Source organism: Neisseria sp. P0014.S002, from assembly GCF_051958295.1.
GTDB classification, from domain to species: Bacteria; Pseudomonadota; Gammaproteobacteria; order Burkholderiales; family Neisseriaceae; genus Neisseria; species Neisseria flavescens_B.
The window spans coordinates 101,265-120,377 of sequence record NZ_JBQCVO010000003.1 but is presented as its reverse complement, the minus strand read 5'-3'; the positions used below and the strand labels follow the sequence as shown (position 1 = coordinate 120,377).

Sequence of the window (19,113 nt, the reverse complement as noted above, 5' to 3'; positions counted from 1 at the left end):
AAAGTCCGTAATGTGCTTGGCACTATGTATTATGAGTAAACCATAAGTAAGAAGGAATATACAGCTTCCGTCGGGCTTGCTGCTTTGAGGCTTGGGCCTTATCGGACGTGTTGCTTCAAGCAGTCTGTGTGCCAAGTGCGCAAAATTGATTAAAAAATTTATTTTTTATTTTTTGTTTATTGTTTTTATTGGGATTATTTTTTAATTTTTAAGTTTTTTGTGGTTTTGTTTGAAAGTTTCAGGATTTTAGGAAAATTAGGGGGTTGACGTTTTTTGTCAGTTTTGTGTTTTTTGTGACAGAGAGTGTGTGCAAGTTTGGTTATGTGACGTTTTTTGTCAGAAATTTGGCTTGGTTAATAATATGTTAATTGATTTAGATGGGCGGTGTTTTTATGGATTAATCGGTGGGTTTAATATCTTGTGATTTTATTTTTTTGTTTTTTATGGGTTTTATTTTTTATGCGTATTTTGTTTGAATACGGATGAGGAAAAGATTTGAAAGGAAGTATTTTTGAAGAGAATTTGGCGTAATAGGTGAATGAAAATTTGTTATTAGAATTATATTCATATGAGTTATGATTTTGGAATGTAGTTTTATGTCAGAAGGAAGTTCTGGTTTTAAATTTTAAGGCTTTGGATTTCTTAAGTGTTTTAGAAGGGTATATTCAGGATGTTTATATTTTTGGATGTGATTAGGGTGGGCAAAAAATGCTCACCCTATGTTTTTAAGATGTTCAGACGGCCTTTATGGGGTTAAGACTTCGATCAATGCCTGTTTTAGGGTGTTTTGGGTTTGCGGGTCTTGCAGGGATGGGCTGTAGGTGATGAAGCTGTCCTCAATGCGCTGATCCAAGGTGGTGATTTTGGCGTAGCGCAGGCTGATGTTGTGTGCGAAGAAGGTCTCGGCGATGTCGGCGAGGAGGTGAGGGCGGTTGACTGCGGTGATGTCTATGGTGTGCCAGCCGGGATAATCTTCTTCGGGGGTGATGATTACGGTAGGCGGAATGGGGATGTGGCGGATGCGGCGGCTGATGTGCGGGCGGCCGCTTTGTTTTTGGACGGTGGTATTGCCGTGGATGAAGCTGTTGAGTTCGGCTTCGAGTGCGCTTTGGCGGTCGGGATATTCTTCGGGCGGGAGATTGTCAGGAAGTTGGAGGATAAAGGTGTCGAGGATGTAGTCGTGCTCGGTAATAAAGGCACGGGCGGCTTGGATGTCGAAGCGGTGGCTGCTGAAGATGCGGCAGAGGCGTGCGAAGAGGCGGTCGCCATTGGGCATGAATACCATGACTTGAAGGCTGTTGCTTTGGGGAAGGATGCGGCTGCGGACGGCCGGACTTTCGGTGTCGTAGGCGAGGTTTGCGGTGTGCCAGAGGATTTCCCGTGTTTGATGGCGGACGTAGTATGCGCTGCCGAGGATGCGACGGAGTTTTTGTTGGTTTTTGAGGGGGACGGCGGCGCGCGTGAGCTGATCGGTCGAGGCTTGTTCGCGTCGGTTGGGGAGGCGTTCGGGATCGTGGTGTTTGCTGTTTAAAACGGCGGCGGTGCTGTGGTAGAGGGTTTGGAGCAGGCTGGCGCGCCATGTGTTCCAAAGTTTGGGGTTGGTGCCGCGGATGTCGGCAATGGTAAGTAGGTAGAGTGCGTCAAGGTATTCGCGTGTGGGAATACGGCGGCAAAAGGCTTGGAGGATATGGGGATCTTGGATGTCTTCTTTTTGGGCAACGGTGGACATGAGCAGGTGGTTTTCAACCAGCCATGCGAGGAGGTGGCTTTCTTCTTCGGTGTAGTAGTGGTTGGCAGCGAATTGTTGTGCGTCTTTGATGCCTTCTTTGGCGTGATCGCCGCCACGGTCTTTGGCAATGTCGTGCAGCAGGGCGGCGGTGTAGAGGACATGTGGTCGCGGATAGGCCTGCATGATGGCGCTGGCTTCGGGCATTTCGTGGCTGTGGGTTTCGATGGCGAGACGGCGCATATTGCGGACGACGGTCAGGATGTGGTCGTCTACGGGGTAAATATGGAAGAGGTCGTGTTGGAGCAGGCCGATGATTTTTTCCCATGCGGGGAGATAGCGGCCAAGTACGCCGTAGAGGTTGAGAAAACGGAGGGTTTGGGTAAGGCCGGTGCCGTGTTTGAAGAATTGGATGAAGCGGCGGCGGTTTTCTGGATTTTGGGTGAAACGGGTGTTGATTTTTCGTGTGGCCGCCCACCATGCGCGCAGGGTTTGCGGCTCGATGGTGGTGATGTTTTGCTCCTGCATGGTTTGGATGATGGTGAAGATGTGTTCGGGATTTTGTTCGAACAGGGCAAGGTCGTTGGCGGCGATTTGGTGGCCGATGCGTTTGTAGCGGCTGTCGATGGGGTGGATGTGCTGGAGGCGGCCGGGGGTTTGATGGTTTTTGAGAACCGGAATGAGGATGCCGTTGAGTTGTTTGATGGCTTTGGTGGCGCGGTAGAAGGTGTGCATCAGGGCTTCGCTTCGGCCGCGGATGTCGGGTTGGGTATAGCCTAAGCTTTCGGCAACTTGGGACTGGTAGTCGAAAAGCAGCCTGTCTTCGGAGCGGTCGGCGGTAAGGTGGAGGTGAATGCGGATGTTGGCGAGGCGGCGGTAGCCATGAGCCAGCATGCCGGCTTCGGTGCGTGTAAGGACGCCGGCGGTAACGAGGGCGGTGGGGTTGCTGTCTATGCCTTGTGCTTTGGCTGTCCAAATAAGGGTGTGGATGTCGCGCAGGCCGCCGGGGCAGGTTTTGATGTTGGGTTCGAGTTGTGCGCCTGTGCCTTGGGATTTGGTATGGCGTTGCTCCATTTCGAGGAGTTTGGCTTCGATAAAGGCGGCTGTGTCGCGGCGTGTGTTGAGTTTGTTTAGCAGCTGGGCGGTAAGGTCGGCATTGCCTTGTAGGTGGCGTGCTTCTAGAAAGGCGGTTTCGCCGGTAATGTCGTTTTGGGTGCTTTGGAGGATTTCTTCTATGCTGCCGCTTTTGATGGCGGGATTGAGGCGTGCGTCCCAAAGGGTTTGGATAAATTGGGCGGTTTGTTGTTGCAGGCCGTCTGAAAATGGGGTCGAGGAAATAATCGCTAAGTCCCAGTCAGAATGGGGATAGAGTTCGCAACGCCCGAAGCCACCGATGGCAATGAGACTGATGTCGTTACTGTCGGGGAAGTGGATTTGCCAGAGGGTTTGCAACAGGGTTTCAGCAGCGGCGATATGGTCGCGGAAGTAAACGGTAGGGCGGTTGTTTTTGCGGTAGGCAGTTTCTGCTGCGGCTTTTTGCTGCTGGTAGGTTTGGATGGCTTGTTGGGCGGCGGTCATGATGGTATCTGGCTGTGAATTAAGCTTGGGTATCGGCAGGCTCGGTCATTTGGCGGAGCATTTCTTGCGGCGGAAGGAGGAGTTTGTACGGGGCGATTTTAAGTGCGGATGCGATTTTTTCGATGTTGGAAAGGGCGATGTTCCAGCGTTTGCGCTCGACGGCGGAAACGTAGGTGCGGTCAAGTCCGCATTGGCGTGCTAGTTCTTCTTGCGACCAGCCGTGATTAACGCGGTAGAGGCGCATGTTGTAAGCGATAACGGCGCGGAGGTCTTGCGGATCGGGCAGGCTTGGAGGGGGAGTGAGTTTATTGACCATGGCGTTTTGAGTTTGTGGTTTGAACGATAAGGGGATTTTATACTATTTTTGTGAGGGGAAAGGAAAGGCCGTCTGAAAGTTTTCAGACGGCCTTAAAGAGAGTAGGTATAAAAAAAAGGGGGTGGCTTTCGGCCACACCCAAACACACACACATCAAGAGGAAAGAAAAATCATTTAATAAGAGAGCTGGCTCTTATAGAGGAAAACTGGAGGATTCGGGCTTGGCCCTGAAGCATTGAAAGGCATTATAAATGAAAATAGGGTTAGGGTATTGATACAGGTCAATTCGGGCTTGATTTAGAAAATATATTTTTAGGATAGTGGAAATAAATTAAAAATAAGGTTTGATTGTGAATAAAAGTCATTAGGCCGTCTGAAAGAATTGGTTTCAGGCGGCCTGATTGGTTTAAAGGCTGCTACTTATACATAAATTAAGTATTAAGCCAGACCTTTATCTTTGGCTTCTTGCAGGCGGGCTTCAAAGTTGCTGAGATTGACGCCTGCCTGTTCGGCTGCGGCAACTACTTCGGCTACAGATGCGCCGTGTTGCACTTGATGATAACCCCAAAGCAGGGAGCAGCGAGTACCGGTGCGGCAGAAGGCAAGAATAGGAGCCGGAGATTGTTGCAACAGATTTTGGAAGGCTGCAACATCGGTTGCGTTGATTTGAGGCGCAACAACGGGCTGGTGTGAGAATTGGTTGATGCCGGCCTCTTTAAACCAGTTTTGCACTTCGGCAAAAGCCGGTTGGTTTTCTTCTTCGCCGTCCGGGCGGTTGCAGATGACGGTTTGGATGCCGAAGCGTACGGCTTCTTGGACATCGGCTTCGGTCAGTTGGGGGGCGATATAGAGGGTGTCGGTCAGTTTACGGATGGGCATAGTTTTTCCTTTCTTTATATTGAGCGGATATGTTGATTTCAGGCAGCCTAGGAAGTGGTAGGCCGTTTGAAGTTTTATTTAATGATTGTACAACCAGTTTTCGAGTTTTTGGCGATCGGTAATGTGCAGCAGGGCGGTATTGGCTTCTGCTGCTTGAACTGTGATGCTGGTTTCGCGCAATAGGCCTTGGCGGAAGAAATGGATGGTGGTGCGTGTGCCGATAGGCAGTTTGCTCCACTGCGCTGCAAGGTCGTTGCAGGCATAGCCGCCTAAGGCGATGATTTTGTCTTGCGGGCAGAGTCCGGCATTTTCTGCGCTGCCGCCGTTAAATACATGAGTCAGGACAGCATGGTCGCCGTTTTGTTTGAAACGTGCGCCCAAATCATTGGTGGGGGCAACCGATTGGGGTTCGCTGGCAAATGCTCCACCGTGCTGGCGTGGCAGGGGGATAAAGTCGAGTTTGACACCTACGCTTTGCAGACATTCTGCGAGCGGAAGGTCTTCGGTGCTGTATAAGGCCGTCTGAAAGAAGGTTGCTAAATCTAAACCGGTCATTTCTTGGCAACGGGTTTGCCAGTGTTTTTCAGGTATGCCTTGATGGGTGTTGCACCAGTCGCGATAGTGTTGCTGCATTACACTGTCGAGGGTGTATTTGCCTTGGCTTTTTTCACGGATGATGAGGTCGAGGCAAAGTGCGGCCAGTGCGCCTTTTTGATAGTAGCTGACGATGGCGTTGGGGCTGTTTTCGTCTTGTTTGTAGAACTTGTCCCATGCGCTGAAACTGGATTGGGCAAGTGTTTGTTTCAGACGGCCTTGTGTTTGCTGTACGCGTGTGATGCTTTGTGCAAGCAGCGTAAGGTAGGCTTCGGGGCTGATGGTTTTGCTTCGGGCGAGAAAGAGGTCGTCGTAGTAGGAGGTAATGCCTTCAAATGCCCAAAGTTGCTCGGTGTAGTTTTCTTGGTCGAGATTGTAAGGTGCGAAGACGGCCGGTTTGATGGATTTGACGTTCCATGCATGGAAGTATTCGTGTGAGAAAAGTCCGAGTAATTCGGTATAGGCTTTGTCGGCTTCGCCCATATCGTAAGATGGCAGACTGTGGCGGTCGGCAAGAAGGGCGGTGCTGCTGATGTGTTCCAGTCCGCCGTAGAGGTTGTCGCCCAGATGTAGTAGGAAAAGGTATTCGGTAAACGGGGCAGGGGAGGGGAACATCGCCAACTCGGTTTCGCAGATTTTTTGAATATCGGCGAGGAAGCGGGCACGGTCGAAATCGGGGTAGATACCGCTTAATGCAATACGGTGGGGAATGCCTTGTGCTGCAAAGTCGAGGAATTCGATGATGCCTGTTTCAACGGGGTGATCAATCAGCTCGGCATATGAGGCCGTCTGAAAAGTGGTTGTCGAAATTTTGGGCAGGGTTGTGGCTATCTGCCATGTGTGTGGCAGGGTGGGAAATTCGACTTGGTGCGGTTGTTCCTCTTGTCCATGTACTTTTAAGAAGAGGCATGCGCCGTCGAAAAAGCCGCGCTCGGTACTGAGGAACGAGCCGCGTACAGACAAGTCGAATGCGTAGACGGTGTAGTAAATTTCCCACGCTCCACTGAGGGCTGGGGTTCGCCAATGGTTTTTGCTGGTTTGTGTCAGCGGCTGGGCTTTACCGTTGCAGCGTGCGCTGATGTGTGTGATGTGGCGGGCAAAGTCACGGATGAGGTAGCTGCCGGGAACCCAGTTTGGAAGGCTGATTTCTGTTTCAGAATCATTGGCTTGAGTGAATGATAAGGTGATATGCCATTCGTGAGACAGGAAGTTGGGGGTAATTTTGTAATTAATCATAACTATCGTATAGTTTGCTAAAGTTTATTAAGGATAAGTGTTTTAAAAGGTTAGGTTTAATCTATATCAATAAATCTGTACGAAAAAGGGGGCTTGAAAAAATGCTGTGCCCTATTTATTGGATATGTTTAAATAATTTATTGATTATAAAAGAAATGAGATTATGTCTCACTAAAGGTTTTATGCAATATGGAATGTAATTTTGCTTGGCATGTTGTGGTGTCTATGTTAAATTTAGAAAAATTTGAGCCTTAGCCGTATTGCGCTTTTCATAAACGTAAGGGTTGGGGTGAGATAAAAATTTTTTATACCCATAATTTATGGAGACTTCCATGGACACACAAACTTATAACTACAAAGTGGTGCGCCAGTTCGCCATCATGACTGTAGTTTGGGGTATTGTGGGCATGTTGGTCGGTGTAATTGTAGCCGCCCAATTATTTGCTCCATCCCTTGATTTATCTGAAATTGGACCTTGGTTCCACTTTGGCCGCCTGCGTCCGCTGCATACCAATGCGGTTATTTTTGCATTCGGTGGTTGCGGTTTGATCGGTACATCATACTACGTTGTTCAACGTACATGTAATACCCGTCTGTTTGGCGGTTGGTTGCCTGCATTTACCTTCTGGGGTTGGCAGGCTGTCATCGTGGCTGCGGCTATCAGCTTGCCCATGGGTTACACCCAAGGTAAAGAATACGCCGAGTTGGAATGGCCTATCGACATTTTGATTACGCTGGTGTGGGTTGCCTACGCTATCGTATTCTTCGGTACGATTGCCAAACGTAAAATCAAACATATTTACGTTGCTAACTGGTTCTACGGCGGCTTCATCTTGGCTGTTGCGCTGTTGCACATCGTCAATAATATCAGCATCCCTGCTGGTTTGATGAAATCTTACCCGGTTTACGCTGGTGCGATTGATGCGATGGTTCAATGGTGGTACGGCCATAATGCGGTGGGCTTTTTCCTGACAGCCGGCTTCTTGGGTATGATGTACTACTTCGTACCAAAACAAGCAGGCCGTCCTATTTACTCTTACCGCTTGTCCGTCGTTCACTTCTGGGCTTTGATTTTCACTTATATGTGGGCAGGTTCTCACCACTTGCACTACACCGCATTGCCTGACTGGACTCAATCTTTGGGTATGGTATTGTCTTTGATCCTGTTCGCACCTTCTTGGGGCGGTATGATCAACGGTATCATGACTCTGTCTGGTGCATGGGACAAACTGCGTACCGACCCGATTTTGAAATTCTTGATCGTATCTCTGTCCTTCTACGGTATGTCTACCTTCGAAGGCCCGATGATGTCTATCAAAACTGTTAACGCTCTGAGCCACTACACTGACTGGACTGTTGCACACGTTCACGCCGGTGCATTGGGTTGGGTAGGCTTCGTAACCATCGGCTCCGTTTACTACATGATTCCCCGCCTCTTCGGTAAAAACGAAATGTACAGCACCAAATTGGTTGAAGCGCATTTCTGGATTGCAACCATCGGTGTGGTTTTGTATATCGCAGCGATGTGGATTGCCGGTGTGATGCAAGGCCTGATGTGGGGTTCTTTGAACGAAGACGGCACACTGACTTATTCCTTTGTCGAATCTGTAAAACGTACCATGCCTTACTACATGATTCGTTTCACCGGCGGTCTTCTGTACCTGAGCGGTATGTGCATCATGGCATATAACGTTTACCGTACTGCTATCAGTGGTAAAGCAGTTGATGCTGAGATTCCTGCGGTTTCTCAAACTCAACACCACTAATGATAAGAAAGATAGGCTACCAAAATGAAATTACAACAATTAGCTGAAGAAAAAGTCGGTGTACTGATTGTATTCACCCTGCTTGTAGTCAGCGTCGGACTTCTGATCGAGGCCGTCCCGCTGTTCTTCTCCAAGGCAGTTACTGAACCTGCGCCAGGCGTGAAACCATACAACGCCTTGCAAGTGGCCGGTCGTGATATTTACGTACGCGAAGGTTGCTACAACTGTCACTCTCAAATGATTCGTCCATTCCGTGCAGAAACTGAACGTTACGGTCACTACTCCGTTGCCGGTGAGTCTGTTTATGACCATCCGTTCCAATGGGGTTCTAAACGTACCGGTCCGGATTTGGCTCGTGTCGGCGGCCGTTATTCCGATGAATGGCACCGCATCCACCTGCTGAACCCGCGCGACGTTGTGCCGGAGTCCAATATGCCTGCATTCCCATGGCTCGCACGCAATAAAGTCGATGCCGAGGCAACTGTGGCGCATATGAAAGCCCTGCGTAAAGTGGGTACACCTTACAGCGATGAAGAAATTGCCAAAGCACCTGAAATGCTGGCCAACAAATCAGAGCTGGACGCTGTTATCGCCTACCTGCAAGGCTTGGGCTTGGCATTGAAAAACGTAAGGTAACATCATGGACGCTAACTGGGCTCGCTCGCTCTTTACTGTTTGGATATTCATCAGCTTTATTTTAGTCCTCTATATTGTGTTTAATAGACGCAATAAAAAAAACTATGATGATGCAGCCAGCAGTATTTTCGATAATGACGAACAAAGGCCGTCTGAAAAGGACGATCAAGCTCAGTCAGTCCGTGATCACGGAGCAAAATAATGAACACAACATCCCAATTTACCAGTAGTTTCTGGAATATATATATTGCCGTTATCGTCGTGCTCAGCTTCATCGGCCTGGCTTGGCTTCTGCTTTCGCAAAATGTTGTGAAACGCCCTAAAAAAGGTGAAGAAGTAAAAACCACGGGTCATGAGTGGGACGGTATTTCGGAGTACAACAACCCTCTGCCACATTGGTGGTTTTGGCTTTATGTCTGCACATGGCTGTTTGGCGTCGGCTACCTGATTATGTATCCCGGTATCGGCGATTACAAAGGCCTGTGGGGCTGGAGCAGCCATGGCCAATATGAAGAAGAAGTTGCCAAAGCCAATCAGCAATACGGTAAAGTGTATGCTAAATTTTCCAATATGCCGATTGAAAAAGTGGCTAAAGATCCTGAAGCCCGTGCTATTGCACAAAACCTGTTCAATACCTACTGTATCCAATGTCACGGCTCAGATGCCAAAGGCTCTAAAGGCTTCCCAAATCTGACTGACGACGACTGGTTGTGGGGCGGTGAACCTGAAAAGATTCAGGAAACCATTGAAAAAGGCCGTACTGCCGCCATGCCTGCATGGGGTCCTGCTTTGGGTGAAGAAGGCGTGAAAAACGTAACACAGTATGTTATGTCTCTTTCTAAACCTAAAGGTCAATACGACGAAGAACGTGCAGAACGCGGTAAAGCCCTGTTTAGTGGCCCACCTGCCAACTGTTTCACTTGTCACGGCGACAAAGGTCAAGGTATCCAAGGCCTCGGCCCGAATCTGACCGATGATGTATGGTTGTGGGGCGGTACTCAAAAAGCGATTACCGAAACCATTACCAACGGCCGCAGCAGCCAAATGCCTGCTTGGGGTCACTTCCTCGACAAAGACAAGCTGCACATCATGACCGCCTATGTTTGGGGTTTGTCCAACAAAGACGGTAAAAAAACTCCTGCTAAAAAAGCCGAGCCTGCTCAAGCTGCTCCAGTAGCCGAAGCATCAGCTCCGGCGGCTGCTTCAGCTCCTGCTGCCGATAAAGCAGCTTCAGATGCTAAAGCTGCTCCGGCTACTGAAGCCAAACCTGCTGAAAAAGCAGAAGCGGCTCCGGTTAAGGTAGATGGCAAAGCTGTTTTTGAAGCCAACTGTAAAACATGTCATGGCGGTATGATTCCAGGCGCTCCTGTCGTAGGTAAAAAAGAAGACTGGGCTCCCCGTATCAAACAAGGTAAAGACACTTTGCACAAACACGCGCTTGAAGGTTTTAATTCAATGCCTGCCAAAGGTGGTAACAGCAGCTTGAGTGACGATGAAGTTAAAGCGGCTGTAGACTTTATGGCAAATGAGTCCGGTGCAAAATTCTAATTTTGAGTCGGATTGAAAAAAGCGTACCTAACAAGGTACGCTTTTTTATATTTGATAAAGCCGATAAGAAAAGACATATTAAAGAGACGAAATATATAAGGCCGTCTGAAACATTCAGACGGCCTTTGTTCTTGTTTCAACCAAAATTAATCAATCCAAAGTGGATGTACTGCGTTTCAGGAACCATTCGCTGAAAGGCCACTCGACACTGTCGAGTAAGTTTTTGGTAATTAATCCCAATTCCGTATCGCCTTCAATTTGCAATTTACGGTTGAAAAATAAGGTATCGGGATCTTCCTCGCGCATCATCATGCGCATGAAGTCTATACCGTTGGCGGCCAGCCTCAGATCGGGGGTACCGCTGAAGTTGTCATCCAGGAATTTTTCCGTATTGGCACTAAACCGCACTTTAATACCGGCATCCAAAACTTCGATTTCGAATTTTCTTCCGGCAAAAAGTTCCATATCGGCAGGCAGTAAACCTTTTTTCAGCATGGTATTCAACACGGAGACTAAAACAAAGCGCGGAGGTTTGCCGGGAAGTTTGGTACCGATTTTCGCCATCCATTTGGGTAATATGATTTCAGGCAGCTCCATAATATGCCTCCTTTACAGTTTCAATACCGGGCTGACCGCGCCAATAGCCGTCAACCAGTGTTCCGGTAGTCAGCCGTTCCAACTCGGGGCGAACATCTTCCCATGTGGCTTTTCCGTCCAATACATCACGGTGAATTTGGATAATTTCAGCCATGCTGTGCATTTGTGGCGACAGTCTGAGCATATTCATGCCGATTTTATTTAAGTCTTCATGGTGGGGCAGTAGGTTTTGGCAGCCGTAAGACATGGTTTGGATGCCGTTGATGGTAAGAAACGGCTGGCCTTCGCGCGTATTCATGGCCATACCGTGCTCGTGGTCGAGGCAGCGGAACTCGCAACTGTCTTTATTCAAATTGTAATGGCGGGCGGTAAAGCAACGTGATGAATAGGCGAGCGGCATTTTACCCCAAGCGAAGAGTTCGGTTTCAATGCCGTCTGAAGCCTTGATGATTTCGGCAACCTTATCGCGGCTCAGCTCGGACGGTGCAATCCAGCGGAATGCCCCTAATGTTCGGAATACGTCCAAAGTGGTTTCGTTGTAGACATTCAGGCTTGCACCGGCAACAAACGGGATGCCATGTTCGCGTGCCAATTTGACCGCACCCATGTCGTTGGCTTCAACTTTAAACTTTCCCTGCTCCGTGATTTTGCGCAGGCGTTTCAGATCGGATTCGCTTTCGAGCAGGACTTGTGAAGAAAGAATAATCTCCTTACCGCTTTCCGCCAAGTCTTCAGCCAGTCCGAACCAGTCAGCAAAGCGCATTTTCTGACGGCGTGAGCAGACTACCTCACCCAAATAAACAGTGTCCAACGGCGTATCCAGCATGGAAACGTAAAATTCCAGCAGGGCTTCTTTTTGCCAGAAAAATAAAATAGGGCCCAGCGACAATTTCAATGAATTCATTTTTTTCCCCTTATTTCCATGGGCGGTTGTATGCGCCCAAAGTTGTCTGATGACCTTCCGAAACTTTGCTCAAGGCATTGTTCCAGGATGGATTGACTTTGAAATGCGACGGGTCGGCTGCGGCTGCATCCAGTGCTTGGCGCAGGGATTTGGTTACTTGCGCCGTATACATCGGACTGCGTTGGCGTCCCTCGATTTTGATGGCGGACACACCGATTTTGATGAGTTCGGGCAACATTTCCAAAACATTCAGGCTGGTCGGTTCTTCCAAGGCATAGTAGGTTTCATCATTGACTTCAAAGCGGCCTTTGCACAAGGTTGGATAACCTGCCGGTTCATTGGGTTTGTATTGGTCTATCAATACCTGGTTTAGACGTACGTTCATGCGGTCGGGCAGTTGTTCCCAGCGGACGGATTTTGCCGGAGAGCAGACACCTTGCATATTGGGCGATTCGCCTGTTGCATAGCTCGACAAGATGCAACGGCCTTCCACCATCACACACAAACTGCCGAAACCAAAGACTTCAATTTCCACATCAGTATTGTCAATCACATGTTTGACCTGATCGATGGTCAGCACGCGCGGCAAAACGGCACGACGGATGCCGAACAGCTCTTTCATCATATTGATGGCTTCGTAATTGGTGGCCGAACCTTGTACCGACATATGCAGGCGTAAATTCGGATGTTTGTCTGCCGCATACGCCATGATGGCGGGGTCGGCAACAATAATCGCATCGGCACCCAAATCCGCCGCTGTATCCACAGCAGCGTGCCAACGCTCCACTTGGCCGGCTTGTGCGAATGTATTGATGGCCATCAGTACATTGCGTCCGCGCGCATGGGCGTAAGCTACGCCTTCTCGCGCAGATTTCATATCGAAATTCAGTCCCGGAAAGTTTCGTGCATTGGTTGCATCTTTCAAACCCATGTAAACCGTGTCCGCACCGTTGTCCACAGCGGTTTTCAGTGCAGGCAGGTTGCCGGCGGGGCAGACTAATTCTGGAATTTTCTGCATTTTGTGTTCCTCGTCTTGATGATAACCTCTATCGGGTTAATCAATATTTTGTAGAATTCCGGATATTTTATGGATTAATGACACAAGATATGCTGACTTAAATCAAATCGAAAAATTCAGGTTGACGTAGACATATTGTTTACAAAATCTTTACAGACGTTGTTTTTTATATATTTCATGTGCTTAAAAATTTTGATGACGGATTTTGTTTCAAAATCGGCTTATGTTTTTAACTATCGCATTTATTAATTTTTACAATAATGGCGATAGAAAAATGAAAAAAAGGCCGTCTGAAAATCTTTTTCAGACGGCCTTTTATTTTAAAGAGATATATTTAAGAGGAACCCAAACGTTTATCGGGGCGGGTAAACACAAAAATAAACAGCGAGGTTAATGCGCCCAAAGTATCGGCAAGCATGTCTTTTTGCGCGTCCCAAATATCGCCTTGAGAACCCAAAAATTCCAGTCCGGCTTCTCCGCCGTCGATGACGGCATATTGCCATTCGATGATTTCATAGGCAGCAGCCACGCTCATAATGAAGAACAGGGAGAAAAATAAGGCCAACGGCAAATTGCACAGCTTGCGGCGCAGCAGCCACTCAGCCATTGGATAGGCGTAGAAGCCGATGATGTAATGGGCAATACGGTCGTAATGATTGCGGTTTTCGCCCAAAATCGGTTCAAAAAAGCGGTTGATGGATTCAAATGGCACATCGGCAAAAGTGTAGTATGCACCGATGGAATGCATGATGAGCCAGAAACTCATGAATAAGTAGGCCAGGTTGCTGAAGCGGAAAATGCGGTAGGTGACAACCAGAAGGAAGAATACGGATGCGACGGGGATGATTTCGGCGTACCAGACAGCGCGGTCATGGGGATTGATGCCTGACCAAACAATGAGGGCAAAGATAATCGCAGCAAGAAAAATGGGAAAGATTGGAGGGGGTTTGTTCATGTTGTGTGTATGTAGTAATAATGGTTGCGTATTGTATAACGAATTGGCAGGCTGGAAGTTTCGAGTATTCAAGGCTGTCTGAAAACAGCTTTCAGACGGCCTGAAGTTTAGCCGTTCCAGAAATAACGGGTGATGTGGAAAAACACGGGTGCGGCAAAACAAATCGAATCCACGCGGTCAAGCATGCCGCCGTGGCCACGTATCATATTACCCCAGTCTTTGACACCGTAATCGCGTTTGATGGCAGACATAACCAGGCCGCCAAAGAAGCCCATCAGGCAGACGATAAAGCCGATAACGGCCGCTTGGCCGTGCGAGAACGGTGTAATCGGCGCCATCAACGCGGCAATGGCTGTGGCCGACAAAATACCGCCGACTGTGCCGGAAATAGTTTTGGATGGGGAAAGCGAAGGCATGATTTTTGCCCCACCAATCAGTTTACCCCAAACGTATTGCAACACATCCGATATTTGCACCACGCCAATCAGGAAGATCAGCAACAAGATATTATTGCTGTTATCGAAGCCGTCCAAGTCCAGAAACATCAGCGCCGGAACATGAGACAGACAGAAGATGCAAATCATCGCCATCCATTGCGTTTTGGCGGCGCGTTCCAAAAAATGCGCGGTTTGGCCGCTGAGGCTGGCAATAATCGGCAGTATCAAAAAGCCGTAAACCGGAATAAAAATGCTGAACATGCCGTACCAGCCGTCATAGACGAAATAGTATTGCACCGGCAACAGCAGGTAAAAGCAGACCACCATGCTGTAATAGTCGCTGCGGCGGCGATAGACGAGGGTCATAAATTCGCGTAGTGTGGCAAATGAAATCAGGAAAAACAGTACAACTGTCCCAATTTTGCCGAACCAAAACGCACCCAGCAACACCAACGTCATCAGCCACCATGCGTAAATACGGGCGTTGAGGTTGGCTATGGTGGCATTATCTGCGCCGTTTTTGCGCTTGAGCCATTGTCCGATGATGCTGGCAAAACACAATACGGCAAATACGCCGACAAAAATATAGCTGGCTTGCGGAGTCAGATGAGCGGCAGCTTGTTCGACAATGATTTGTTGGGAAGTCGTAGAAAGGCTCATGCTTGTCCTCCTTTGTTTTGATGGACTTCAGATTCATTTTGGCGAAGCTCGCTGCGGTCGTTTTCAGACGGCCTAAGTGCCAGCAGCGCTTCACGGCTGCGTGTCAAAAAGCTGTCTTTGTCTTCGTTTTCCTGCAAGGTAAGCGGCTGTCCGATATGGACTTCACACAAAAGCGGTATAGGCAGGATTTTGCCTTTGGGCAGTACGCGGCTGATGTTGTCGATCCAAATCGGCACAAATTCAGTATCGGGTTTGCTTTTTGCCAGATGATAAATGCCGGACTTGAACGGCAGCAGGATAGTGTTGTCGTCAGTGTTACGCGTGCCTTCAGGGAAAATAATCAAGGAGTCGCCTGCGTTTAGCGCGTCTTTCATCTGTTCGGTAATTGCTTGCGGATTATCGCTATGACGCGGAATCAGTAAGGCGTTGAAAACATTTTGAATGATGAAGCGTTTGAGTTTGCTCGTCAGCCAGTAATCCGAACCGGCGACTGGGCGCGTGGATAAACGCCAGCGGCGGGGCAGGGAAATCCACACCAACACAAAATCGCCATGGCTGCCGTGATTGGCGTAATAGACCTTTTGGTGCTGATTGAATGTCAGCTCGCGCGGACTTTTGGGGCGCACGCCCGTAAGAAAAGAGACCGATAGACACAAGGCTTGGTCGGTCAGCCAGGCAAGTTGTTTTTTGAGGAAGTTTTTCATTGTTTCTGCCTTTGGGAGTGAGATACCGCTAAGGATTTGGTTTGGGTAAATCAGCAAAAATAATCAAATGCTTTGGATAAGTAAAATTAAAAATTGGGCGGCGGTCAGGCATAAGCTTTTGCGCCATAGGGAAAGTGCACCGTTTACTCGTTGGGTCAAAGTACGGCTGCCTGAAATTTGACGCAAACCGTTTTGTTGTAAGGCGTGGTCGAAGTCTTCAGGAGCGTAGTGGTTGTCGGCAAAGTCTTGGAACACGCGGTGGTCGAAGTGAATGCGGATATGGCAGTACAACAAAACCGCTGCCAAGACAAGTTGCACCGCAAACCATGCACCACCATATTTTGCCGACAAGGCGAGCAGCAAGGCGTTGCAGGCGGCAACATAATGTGCGGTAGAGAGCAGGTGGGCAGTAATACGGCTGTCGGTTGCGTTGTTCATCATTATCCTTGTTTTAAACGGTTAGCCGCAGCTTCGACTGCTTGGGCCGTGGCCGGCGATAATACCATTTGCGGTCGAGCCTGTTTGAGTTCGGCCTTCGCTTGCGCCAAGTCTTTGCAGCCACCATAGACCAGCAGCCACGTCAGCACCACTGCGGCACTTCTTCCATAACCCAAAGCGCAGCATACCAGCACTTTGCCGTGTTTTTGGCGCAAGGTTTCCAATATCAAGGCCGTCTGAACCAAATCGTTTTCAGACGGCGTTACCATATCCAGTAAAGGCAGGGAGCGATATTCGCCTTGATAGCTACGGCAGGGATATTCGGCGCATACATCCAATACGGCAGGCAGATGGTTTGAAATTCCCAAAACGCTGCCAATCCATACATCATGGCGGGCTTGTGCCGTTTTCGCCTTACCGCGTAACCAATACGCCATGTTTAGCCGTACGCCCACCAGATAAGGTAATAGCAAAACCGTCACTGCCGCCGATAATTTACCGTTAGCCTGTTTTTGGAATATGTTTGCATTTCCAGTCAAATAGGCAAAGGCCACCATCAGCAAAGACATGCTAATCCATATAAACCACAGCCACACACCACCCAGCAGCGCAGGCAAAGCCATCAAACACGCGCCAAGCAAATACAGCAGCGCAATCTTTTTTGAGTGTACATCACTTGAGCTCAGTCTTAACGGCGAAGTCATCTGACGCGGGAAAGCCCACAACACCAGCCAGCCAAGCAATGCTCCGGTCGGCACGTCAATAAAATGATGTTGATAAGTCGTCAGTACCGACAGGGCAATCAGGCTTTGCCATAAGAAAAGCGGCAGGCGGATTTTAGGAAAGCGCGTCCAATAAAATACACCCACGATAATCGCCAGCGCGATATGCAAAGATGGCGCTTGGTTGTACGGCAAATCAAATGCAGCCAATGAATCAAACAGCCAGCCTGACAGCCCATCGGCAGGCGGTTTAGGCCACCCGAAACGTAGCGGAAACAGCACAAAGCAAGCAGTCGCAATCAGTTGGGCGGCTACAATGTGCACTACATATCGGTTTTGTTCATGTATATCACGGTAAAGAAAAAATGCCGCGGCATACATCAGGTTCAGCGACCAATAAGGCACAATCGTCCATGCCCAAAACGGAATATTGCTCTCCCATGCAAAAGCGATTTCAGGCACATAGTCCAGCGATGCCGCGTAATGGTTGGAGAGGCCGTAGCTGGTGTAAAACAGGATACCGACTAAAATCAGCTTGAGCAGGGAGTTTTTGAGGGAGGGTTTCATGGATAGGTACATGGTTTAAATAAGGCCGTCTGAAAGTTAAAAAATTGTTCAGACGGCCTTGATTTTTATTTCTTCACTGCCAAGCTCACGGTGAAAATACCGTCTTCGTCTATCCATTGATGGATTTTTTCAAAACCGGCTTTTTCAACCAACTGATCCATTTCCTGCTGGCTGCGGCGGCGCATTACCCAGTTTGGGCTGCCTGCTTTGTGGCTGGTTAGGGCGCGGGCAATCATTTCCAGTTGCGGATGCCACGGCTGGCCTGTGTAGATCAGGTAGCCGCCCGTTTCAATGGCTTCGCCGAAGCCGTAGATCGAGTTCAAAATCAAATCGTTGTCGGCAAACAATTCGTGCAGGCCGGAGACGATGCCCAGCGTTGGGCGCGGCTGTAAATCGTGATAATTGGCGCGGTCGTAGGCATTGACCTCATTGAAGGTTACTGTCTCTTGCAAGCCGCGCTCGGCAATCAGCTTACGGCCGGCTTCGACATTAATCGGGCTGTAATCGCGCAAGCGTACGGAGTCGGGCAGAGTATCGGCAGTCAGAGCATCCAATACATAGCGGCCATGACCGGACGCAATATCCAAAACGTGTACCGGTTTGCCTGCTTCACGCAGTTTGGTTGAGGCCGTCTGAATGGCTTTGCCGATATTGACTTTGCGTTGGCGAATGCCGCGCCAGCCGATGGCGTTGAGATAGTATTTATCCACCCATACACCGAAAGCATTGCTACCTTGCGGTTGATTTCGGTAGACGTAATCCAGCGTGCTGCCCGAATCAAAACCTGTTTCTTGACCGATTCTCAAGCCTTCACTCCAGCGCGAACCCAGTTTGAGCGAGGCGCGATATGTCGCCCAAAATGCGCCGCGAGGCGTGCAAACAGGCAAAGGCGTAGCCAGTTCGTCAGCTTCGCGACGGCTGTCTCCAAATAAGTGCGCTTGAGTCAGATCGACTTGTTGCAAAGGCTGATTGAAACGCTCGCGGATAAAACGGCGCATTTCAACAAACGCGATTTCACGGTTTTGCTCGCCTAAGGTGTCATGGTAGAAACCGGGCAGGATATGGCGCTCTTTAATATGGCTGCCCAAACGGTTGTAAAAATCGTGTTGCGGTTTGTGATGAACAACCCAATCGCTGCCTGAAATCAACAGTTGTACAGGCGTAGTAATCGCTTGTGCATCGGCAACGACGCGTTCGGCCGCTTCATATAAACCCAGCAGAATGCGCACAGAAATAGCACGGGCAATAAGCGGATCATTGTCGTAGCTTTTTTGACGTTCGACATTGTGGGTCAGATAGTGGGCTTTGACATAGCTGTTGACAAAGAAATTGCCGCGCCATTTTTGCATAATTTTCAAACCGGTACGGGCAAACGGAACATAGAGTTTGACTTTGAACGCAGGCGAAGCCAATACGGCGCAACGGATTTTCGGCGCGTAATCGTGCAACCAAGTAGAAACCAATACCGCACCGACACTTTGCGCAATCACGCAAATGTTTTCAGGTTTGATGCCGTATTCGTTTTGGATGTGTCGGATAAAATCATCTACGTCTGCAACCGAAGTGCCGATACTCGGACTATCGCCGCGTTCTCCAGGGCTGTAACCATGACCACGCGCGTCCCAAGCAAAATAGGCAAAATCATCAAAACCCAGCTCATCGGCAACAAACATCATCCGGCCGGAATGCTCATGTCCGCGATGGAACAGCACAATGGCTTTGTCGGAAGAACCATCGGCAGCAGGGCGATAGCGGTAGAAAAGCGAAGTACCGTCTTGGGTAGAAAAGTATTTTTGCTGTTCGGACATGAGAAACTCCTAATAGTCATATTT

17 protein-coding genes are annotated in these 19,113 nt (G+C 49.0%); 4 read left to right on the top strand and 13 right to left on the bottom strand.

Annotated features, from left to right (window positions below; all coding sequences use genetic code 11):
• Positions 1 to 745: 745 nt before the first annotated feature.
• From glnD to ACTHSX_RS04980, 4 genes are all read right to left on the bottom strand, one after another.
• Positions 746 to 3,304 (bottom strand): [protein-PII] uridylyltransferase, encoded by a 2,559-nt coding sequence (gene glnD / locus ACTHSX_RS04995; RefSeq protein WP_440376974.1) that lies wholly within the window; start codon positions 3,302 to 3,304, stop codon positions 746 to 748.
• 19 nt (positions 3,305 to 3,323) lie between these two features.
• Positions 3,324 to 3,620, bottom strand: coding sequence for a helix-turn-helix domain-containing protein (locus ACTHSX_RS04990; RefSeq protein ID WP_003680870.1), 297 nt, complete (start codon positions 3,618 to 3,620; stop codon positions 3,324 to 3,326).
• A 438-nt stretch (positions 3,621 to 4,058) separates the two neighbouring features.
• Positions 4,059 to 4,499 carry a TIGR01244 family sulfur transferase gene (locus ACTHSX_RS04985; protein ID WP_440376975.1) on the bottom strand — a complete coding sequence of 147 codons (441 nt, stop codon included), beginning with the start codon at positions 4,497 to 4,499 and terminating at the stop codon, positions 4,059 to 4,061.
• A 78-nt stretch (positions 4,500 to 4,577) separates the two neighbouring features.
• Positions 4,578 to 6,329, bottom strand: a complete 1,752-nt coding sequence (locus ACTHSX_RS04980; RefSeq protein ID WP_440376976.1) for a M61 family metallopeptidase — start codon at positions 6,327 to 6,329, stop codon at positions 4,578 to 4,580.
• A 332-nt stretch (positions 6,330 to 6,661) separates the two neighbouring features.
• Between ACTHSX_RS04980 and ccoN the strand changes: the two genes are divergently transcribed.
• From ccoN to ccoP, 4 genes are read left to right on the top strand one after another with little or no spacing between them, the layout of a single operon-like run.
• Positions 6,662 to 8,095 carry a cytochrome-c oxidase, cbb3-type subunit I gene (gene ccoN, locus ACTHSX_RS04975; RefSeq protein WP_188209933.1) on the top strand — a complete coding sequence of 478 codons (1,434 nt, stop codon included), beginning with the start codon at positions 6,662 to 6,664 and terminating at the stop codon, positions 8,093 to 8,095.
• A gap of 24 nt (positions 8,096 to 8,119) precedes the next feature.
• A complete protein-coding gene (gene ccoO / locus ACTHSX_RS04970; RefSeq protein WP_063075589.1) occupies positions 8,120 to 8,731 on the top strand; it encodes a cytochrome-c oxidase, cbb3-type subunit II in 612 nt (203 codons plus the stop codon).
• Between the two features lie 4 nt (positions 8,732 to 8,735).
• Entirely contained in the window at positions 8,736 to 8,933 is a 198-nt protein-coding gene (locus ACTHSX_RS04965; protein WP_440376977.1) for a cbb3-type cytochrome oxidase subunit 3, read from the top strand.
• A complete protein-coding gene (ccoP, locus tag ACTHSX_RS04960; RefSeq protein WP_440376978.1) occupies positions 8,933 to 10,279 on the top strand; it encodes a cytochrome-c oxidase, cbb3-type subunit III in 1,347 nt (448 codons plus the stop codon). The genes ACTHSX_RS04965 and ccoP overlap by 1 nt, the downstream gene beginning before the upstream one ends.
• Before the next feature lie 150 nt (positions 10,280 to 10,429).
• On the opposite strand, the gene ubiT is transcribed toward ccoP, so the two are convergent.
• The 9 genes from ubiT to ACTHSX_RS04915 form a co-directional block, all read right to left on the bottom strand.
• On the bottom strand, positions 10,430 to 10,876 hold the full coding sequence (ubiT, locus tag ACTHSX_RS04955) for a ubiquinone anaerobic biosynthesis accessory factor UbiT (RefSeq protein ID WP_440376979.1): 447 nt from the start codon (positions 10,874 to 10,876) through the stop codon (positions 10,430 to 10,432).
• Positions 10,863 to 11,780 (bottom strand): U32 family peptidase, encoded by a 918-nt coding sequence (locus ACTHSX_RS04950; protein ID WP_440376980.1) that lies wholly within the window; start codon positions 11,778 to 11,780, stop codon positions 10,863 to 10,865. The genes ubiT and ACTHSX_RS04950 overlap by 14 nt, the downstream gene beginning before the upstream one ends.
• 10 nt (positions 11,781 to 11,790) lie before the next feature.
• Positions 11,791 to 12,798 (bottom strand): ubiquinone anaerobic biosynthesis protein UbiU, encoded by a 1,008-nt coding sequence (gene ubiU, locus ACTHSX_RS04945; RefSeq protein ID WP_003748766.1) that lies wholly within the window; start codon positions 12,796 to 12,798, stop codon positions 11,791 to 11,793.
• 334 nt (positions 12,799 to 13,132) lie between these two features.
• Positions 13,133 to 13,753: a DUF2238 domain-containing protein gene (locus tag ACTHSX_RS04940; protein WP_440376981.1), complete on the bottom strand. Its 621-nt coding sequence runs from the start codon at positions 13,751 to 13,753 to the stop codon at positions 13,133 to 13,135.
• A gap of 107 nt (positions 13,754 to 13,860) precedes the next feature.
• Entirely contained in the window at positions 13,861 to 14,850 is a 990-nt protein-coding gene (locus tag ACTHSX_RS04935; protein ID WP_440376982.1) for a phosphatidate cytidylyltransferase, read from the bottom strand.
• A complete protein-coding gene (locus ACTHSX_RS04930) occupies positions 14,847 to 15,554 on the bottom strand; it encodes a lysophospholipid acyltransferase family protein (RefSeq protein WP_188209930.1) in 708 nt (235 codons plus the stop codon). The genes ACTHSX_RS04935 and ACTHSX_RS04930 overlap by 4 nt, the downstream gene beginning before the upstream one ends.
• A 63-nt stretch (positions 15,555 to 15,617) precedes the next feature.
• Complete coding sequence (locus ACTHSX_RS04925) at positions 15,618 to 15,992, bottom strand: hypothetical protein (RefSeq protein WP_440377036.1); 375 nt, start codon at positions 15,990 to 15,992, stop codon at positions 15,618 to 15,620.
• A gap of 2 nt (positions 15,993 to 15,994) precedes the next feature.
• Positions 15,995 to 17,281: a phosphatase PAP2/dual specificity phosphatase family protein gene (locus tag ACTHSX_RS04920; protein WP_440376983.1), complete on the bottom strand. Its 1,287-nt coding sequence runs from the start codon at positions 17,279 to 17,281 to the stop codon at positions 15,995 to 15,997.
• Positions 17,282 to 17,346: 65 nt separating this feature from the next.
• The gene (locus tag ACTHSX_RS04915; RefSeq protein ID WP_440376984.1) at positions 17,347 to 19,089 is read right to left on the bottom strand and encodes a bifunctional alpha/beta hydrolase/class I SAM-dependent methyltransferase; all 1,743 of its coding nucleotides are present in this window, start codon (positions 19,087 to 19,089) and stop codon (positions 17,347 to 17,349) included.
• Between the last annotated feature and the right edge of the window lie 24 nt (positions 19,090 to 19,113).

Bases quoted from the DNA above. Each gene is read 5' to 3' on its own strand.
- glnD (WP_440376974.1), bottom strand. From the start codon at position 3,304: ATGACCGCCGCCCAACAAGCCATCCAAACCTACCAGCAGCAAAAAGCC.
- ACTHSX_RS04990 (WP_003680870.1), bottom strand. From the start codon at position 3,620: ATGGTCAATAAACTCACTCCCCCTCCAAGCCTGCCCGATCCGCAAGAC.
- ACTHSX_RS04985 (WP_440376975.1), bottom strand. From the start codon at position 4,499: ATGCCCATCCGTAAACTGACCGACACCCTCTATATCGCCCCCCAACTG.
- ACTHSX_RS04980 (WP_440376976.1), bottom strand. From the start codon at position 6,329: ATGATTAATTACAAAATTACCCCCAACTTCCTGTCTCACGAATGGCAT.
- ccoN (WP_188209933.1), top strand. From the start codon at position 6,662: ATGGACACACAAACTTATAACTACAAAGTGGTGCGCCAGTTCGCCATC.
- ccoO (WP_063075589.1), top strand. From the start codon at position 8,120: ATGAAATTACAACAATTAGCTGAAGAAAAAGTCGGTGTACTGATTGTA.
- ACTHSX_RS04965 (WP_440376977.1), top strand. From the start codon at position 8,736: ATGGACGCTAACTGGGCTCGCTCGCTCTTTACTGTTTGGATATTCATC.
- ccoP (WP_440376978.1), top strand. From the start codon at position 8,933: ATGAACACAACATCCCAATTTACCAGTAGTTTCTGGAATATATATATT.
- ubiT (WP_440376979.1), bottom strand. From the start codon at position 10,876: ATGGAGCTGCCTGAAATCATATTACCCAAATGGATGGCGAAAATCGGT.
- ACTHSX_RS04950 (WP_440376980.1), bottom strand. From the start codon at position 11,780: ATGAATTCATTGAAATTGTCGCTGGGCCCTATTTTATTTTTCTGGCAA.
- ubiU (WP_003748766.1), bottom strand. From the start codon at position 12,798: ATGCAGAAAATTCCAGAATTAGTCTGCCCCGCCGGCAACCTGCCTGCA.
- ACTHSX_RS04940 (WP_440376981.1), bottom strand. From the start codon at position 13,753: ATGAACAAACCCCCTCCAATCTTTCCCATTTTTCTTGCTGCGATTATC.
- ACTHSX_RS04935 (WP_440376982.1), bottom strand. From the start codon at position 14,850: ATGAGCCTTTCTACGACTTCCCAACAAATCATTGTCGAACAAGCTGCC.
- ACTHSX_RS04930 (WP_188209930.1), bottom strand. From the start codon at position 15,554: ATGAAAAACTTCCTCAAAAAACAACTTGCCTGGCTGACCGACCAAGCC.
- ACTHSX_RS04925 (WP_440377036.1), bottom strand. From the start codon at position 15,992: ATGAACAACGCAACCGACAGCCGTATTACTGCCCACCTGCTCTCTACC.
- ACTHSX_RS04920 (WP_440376983.1), bottom strand. From the start codon at position 17,281: ATGAAACCCTCCCTCAAAAACTCCCTGCTCAAGCTGATTTTAGTCGGT.
- ACTHSX_RS04915 (WP_440376984.1), bottom strand. From the start codon at position 19,089: ATGTCCGAACAGCAAAAATACTTTTCTACCCAAGACGGTACTTCGCTT.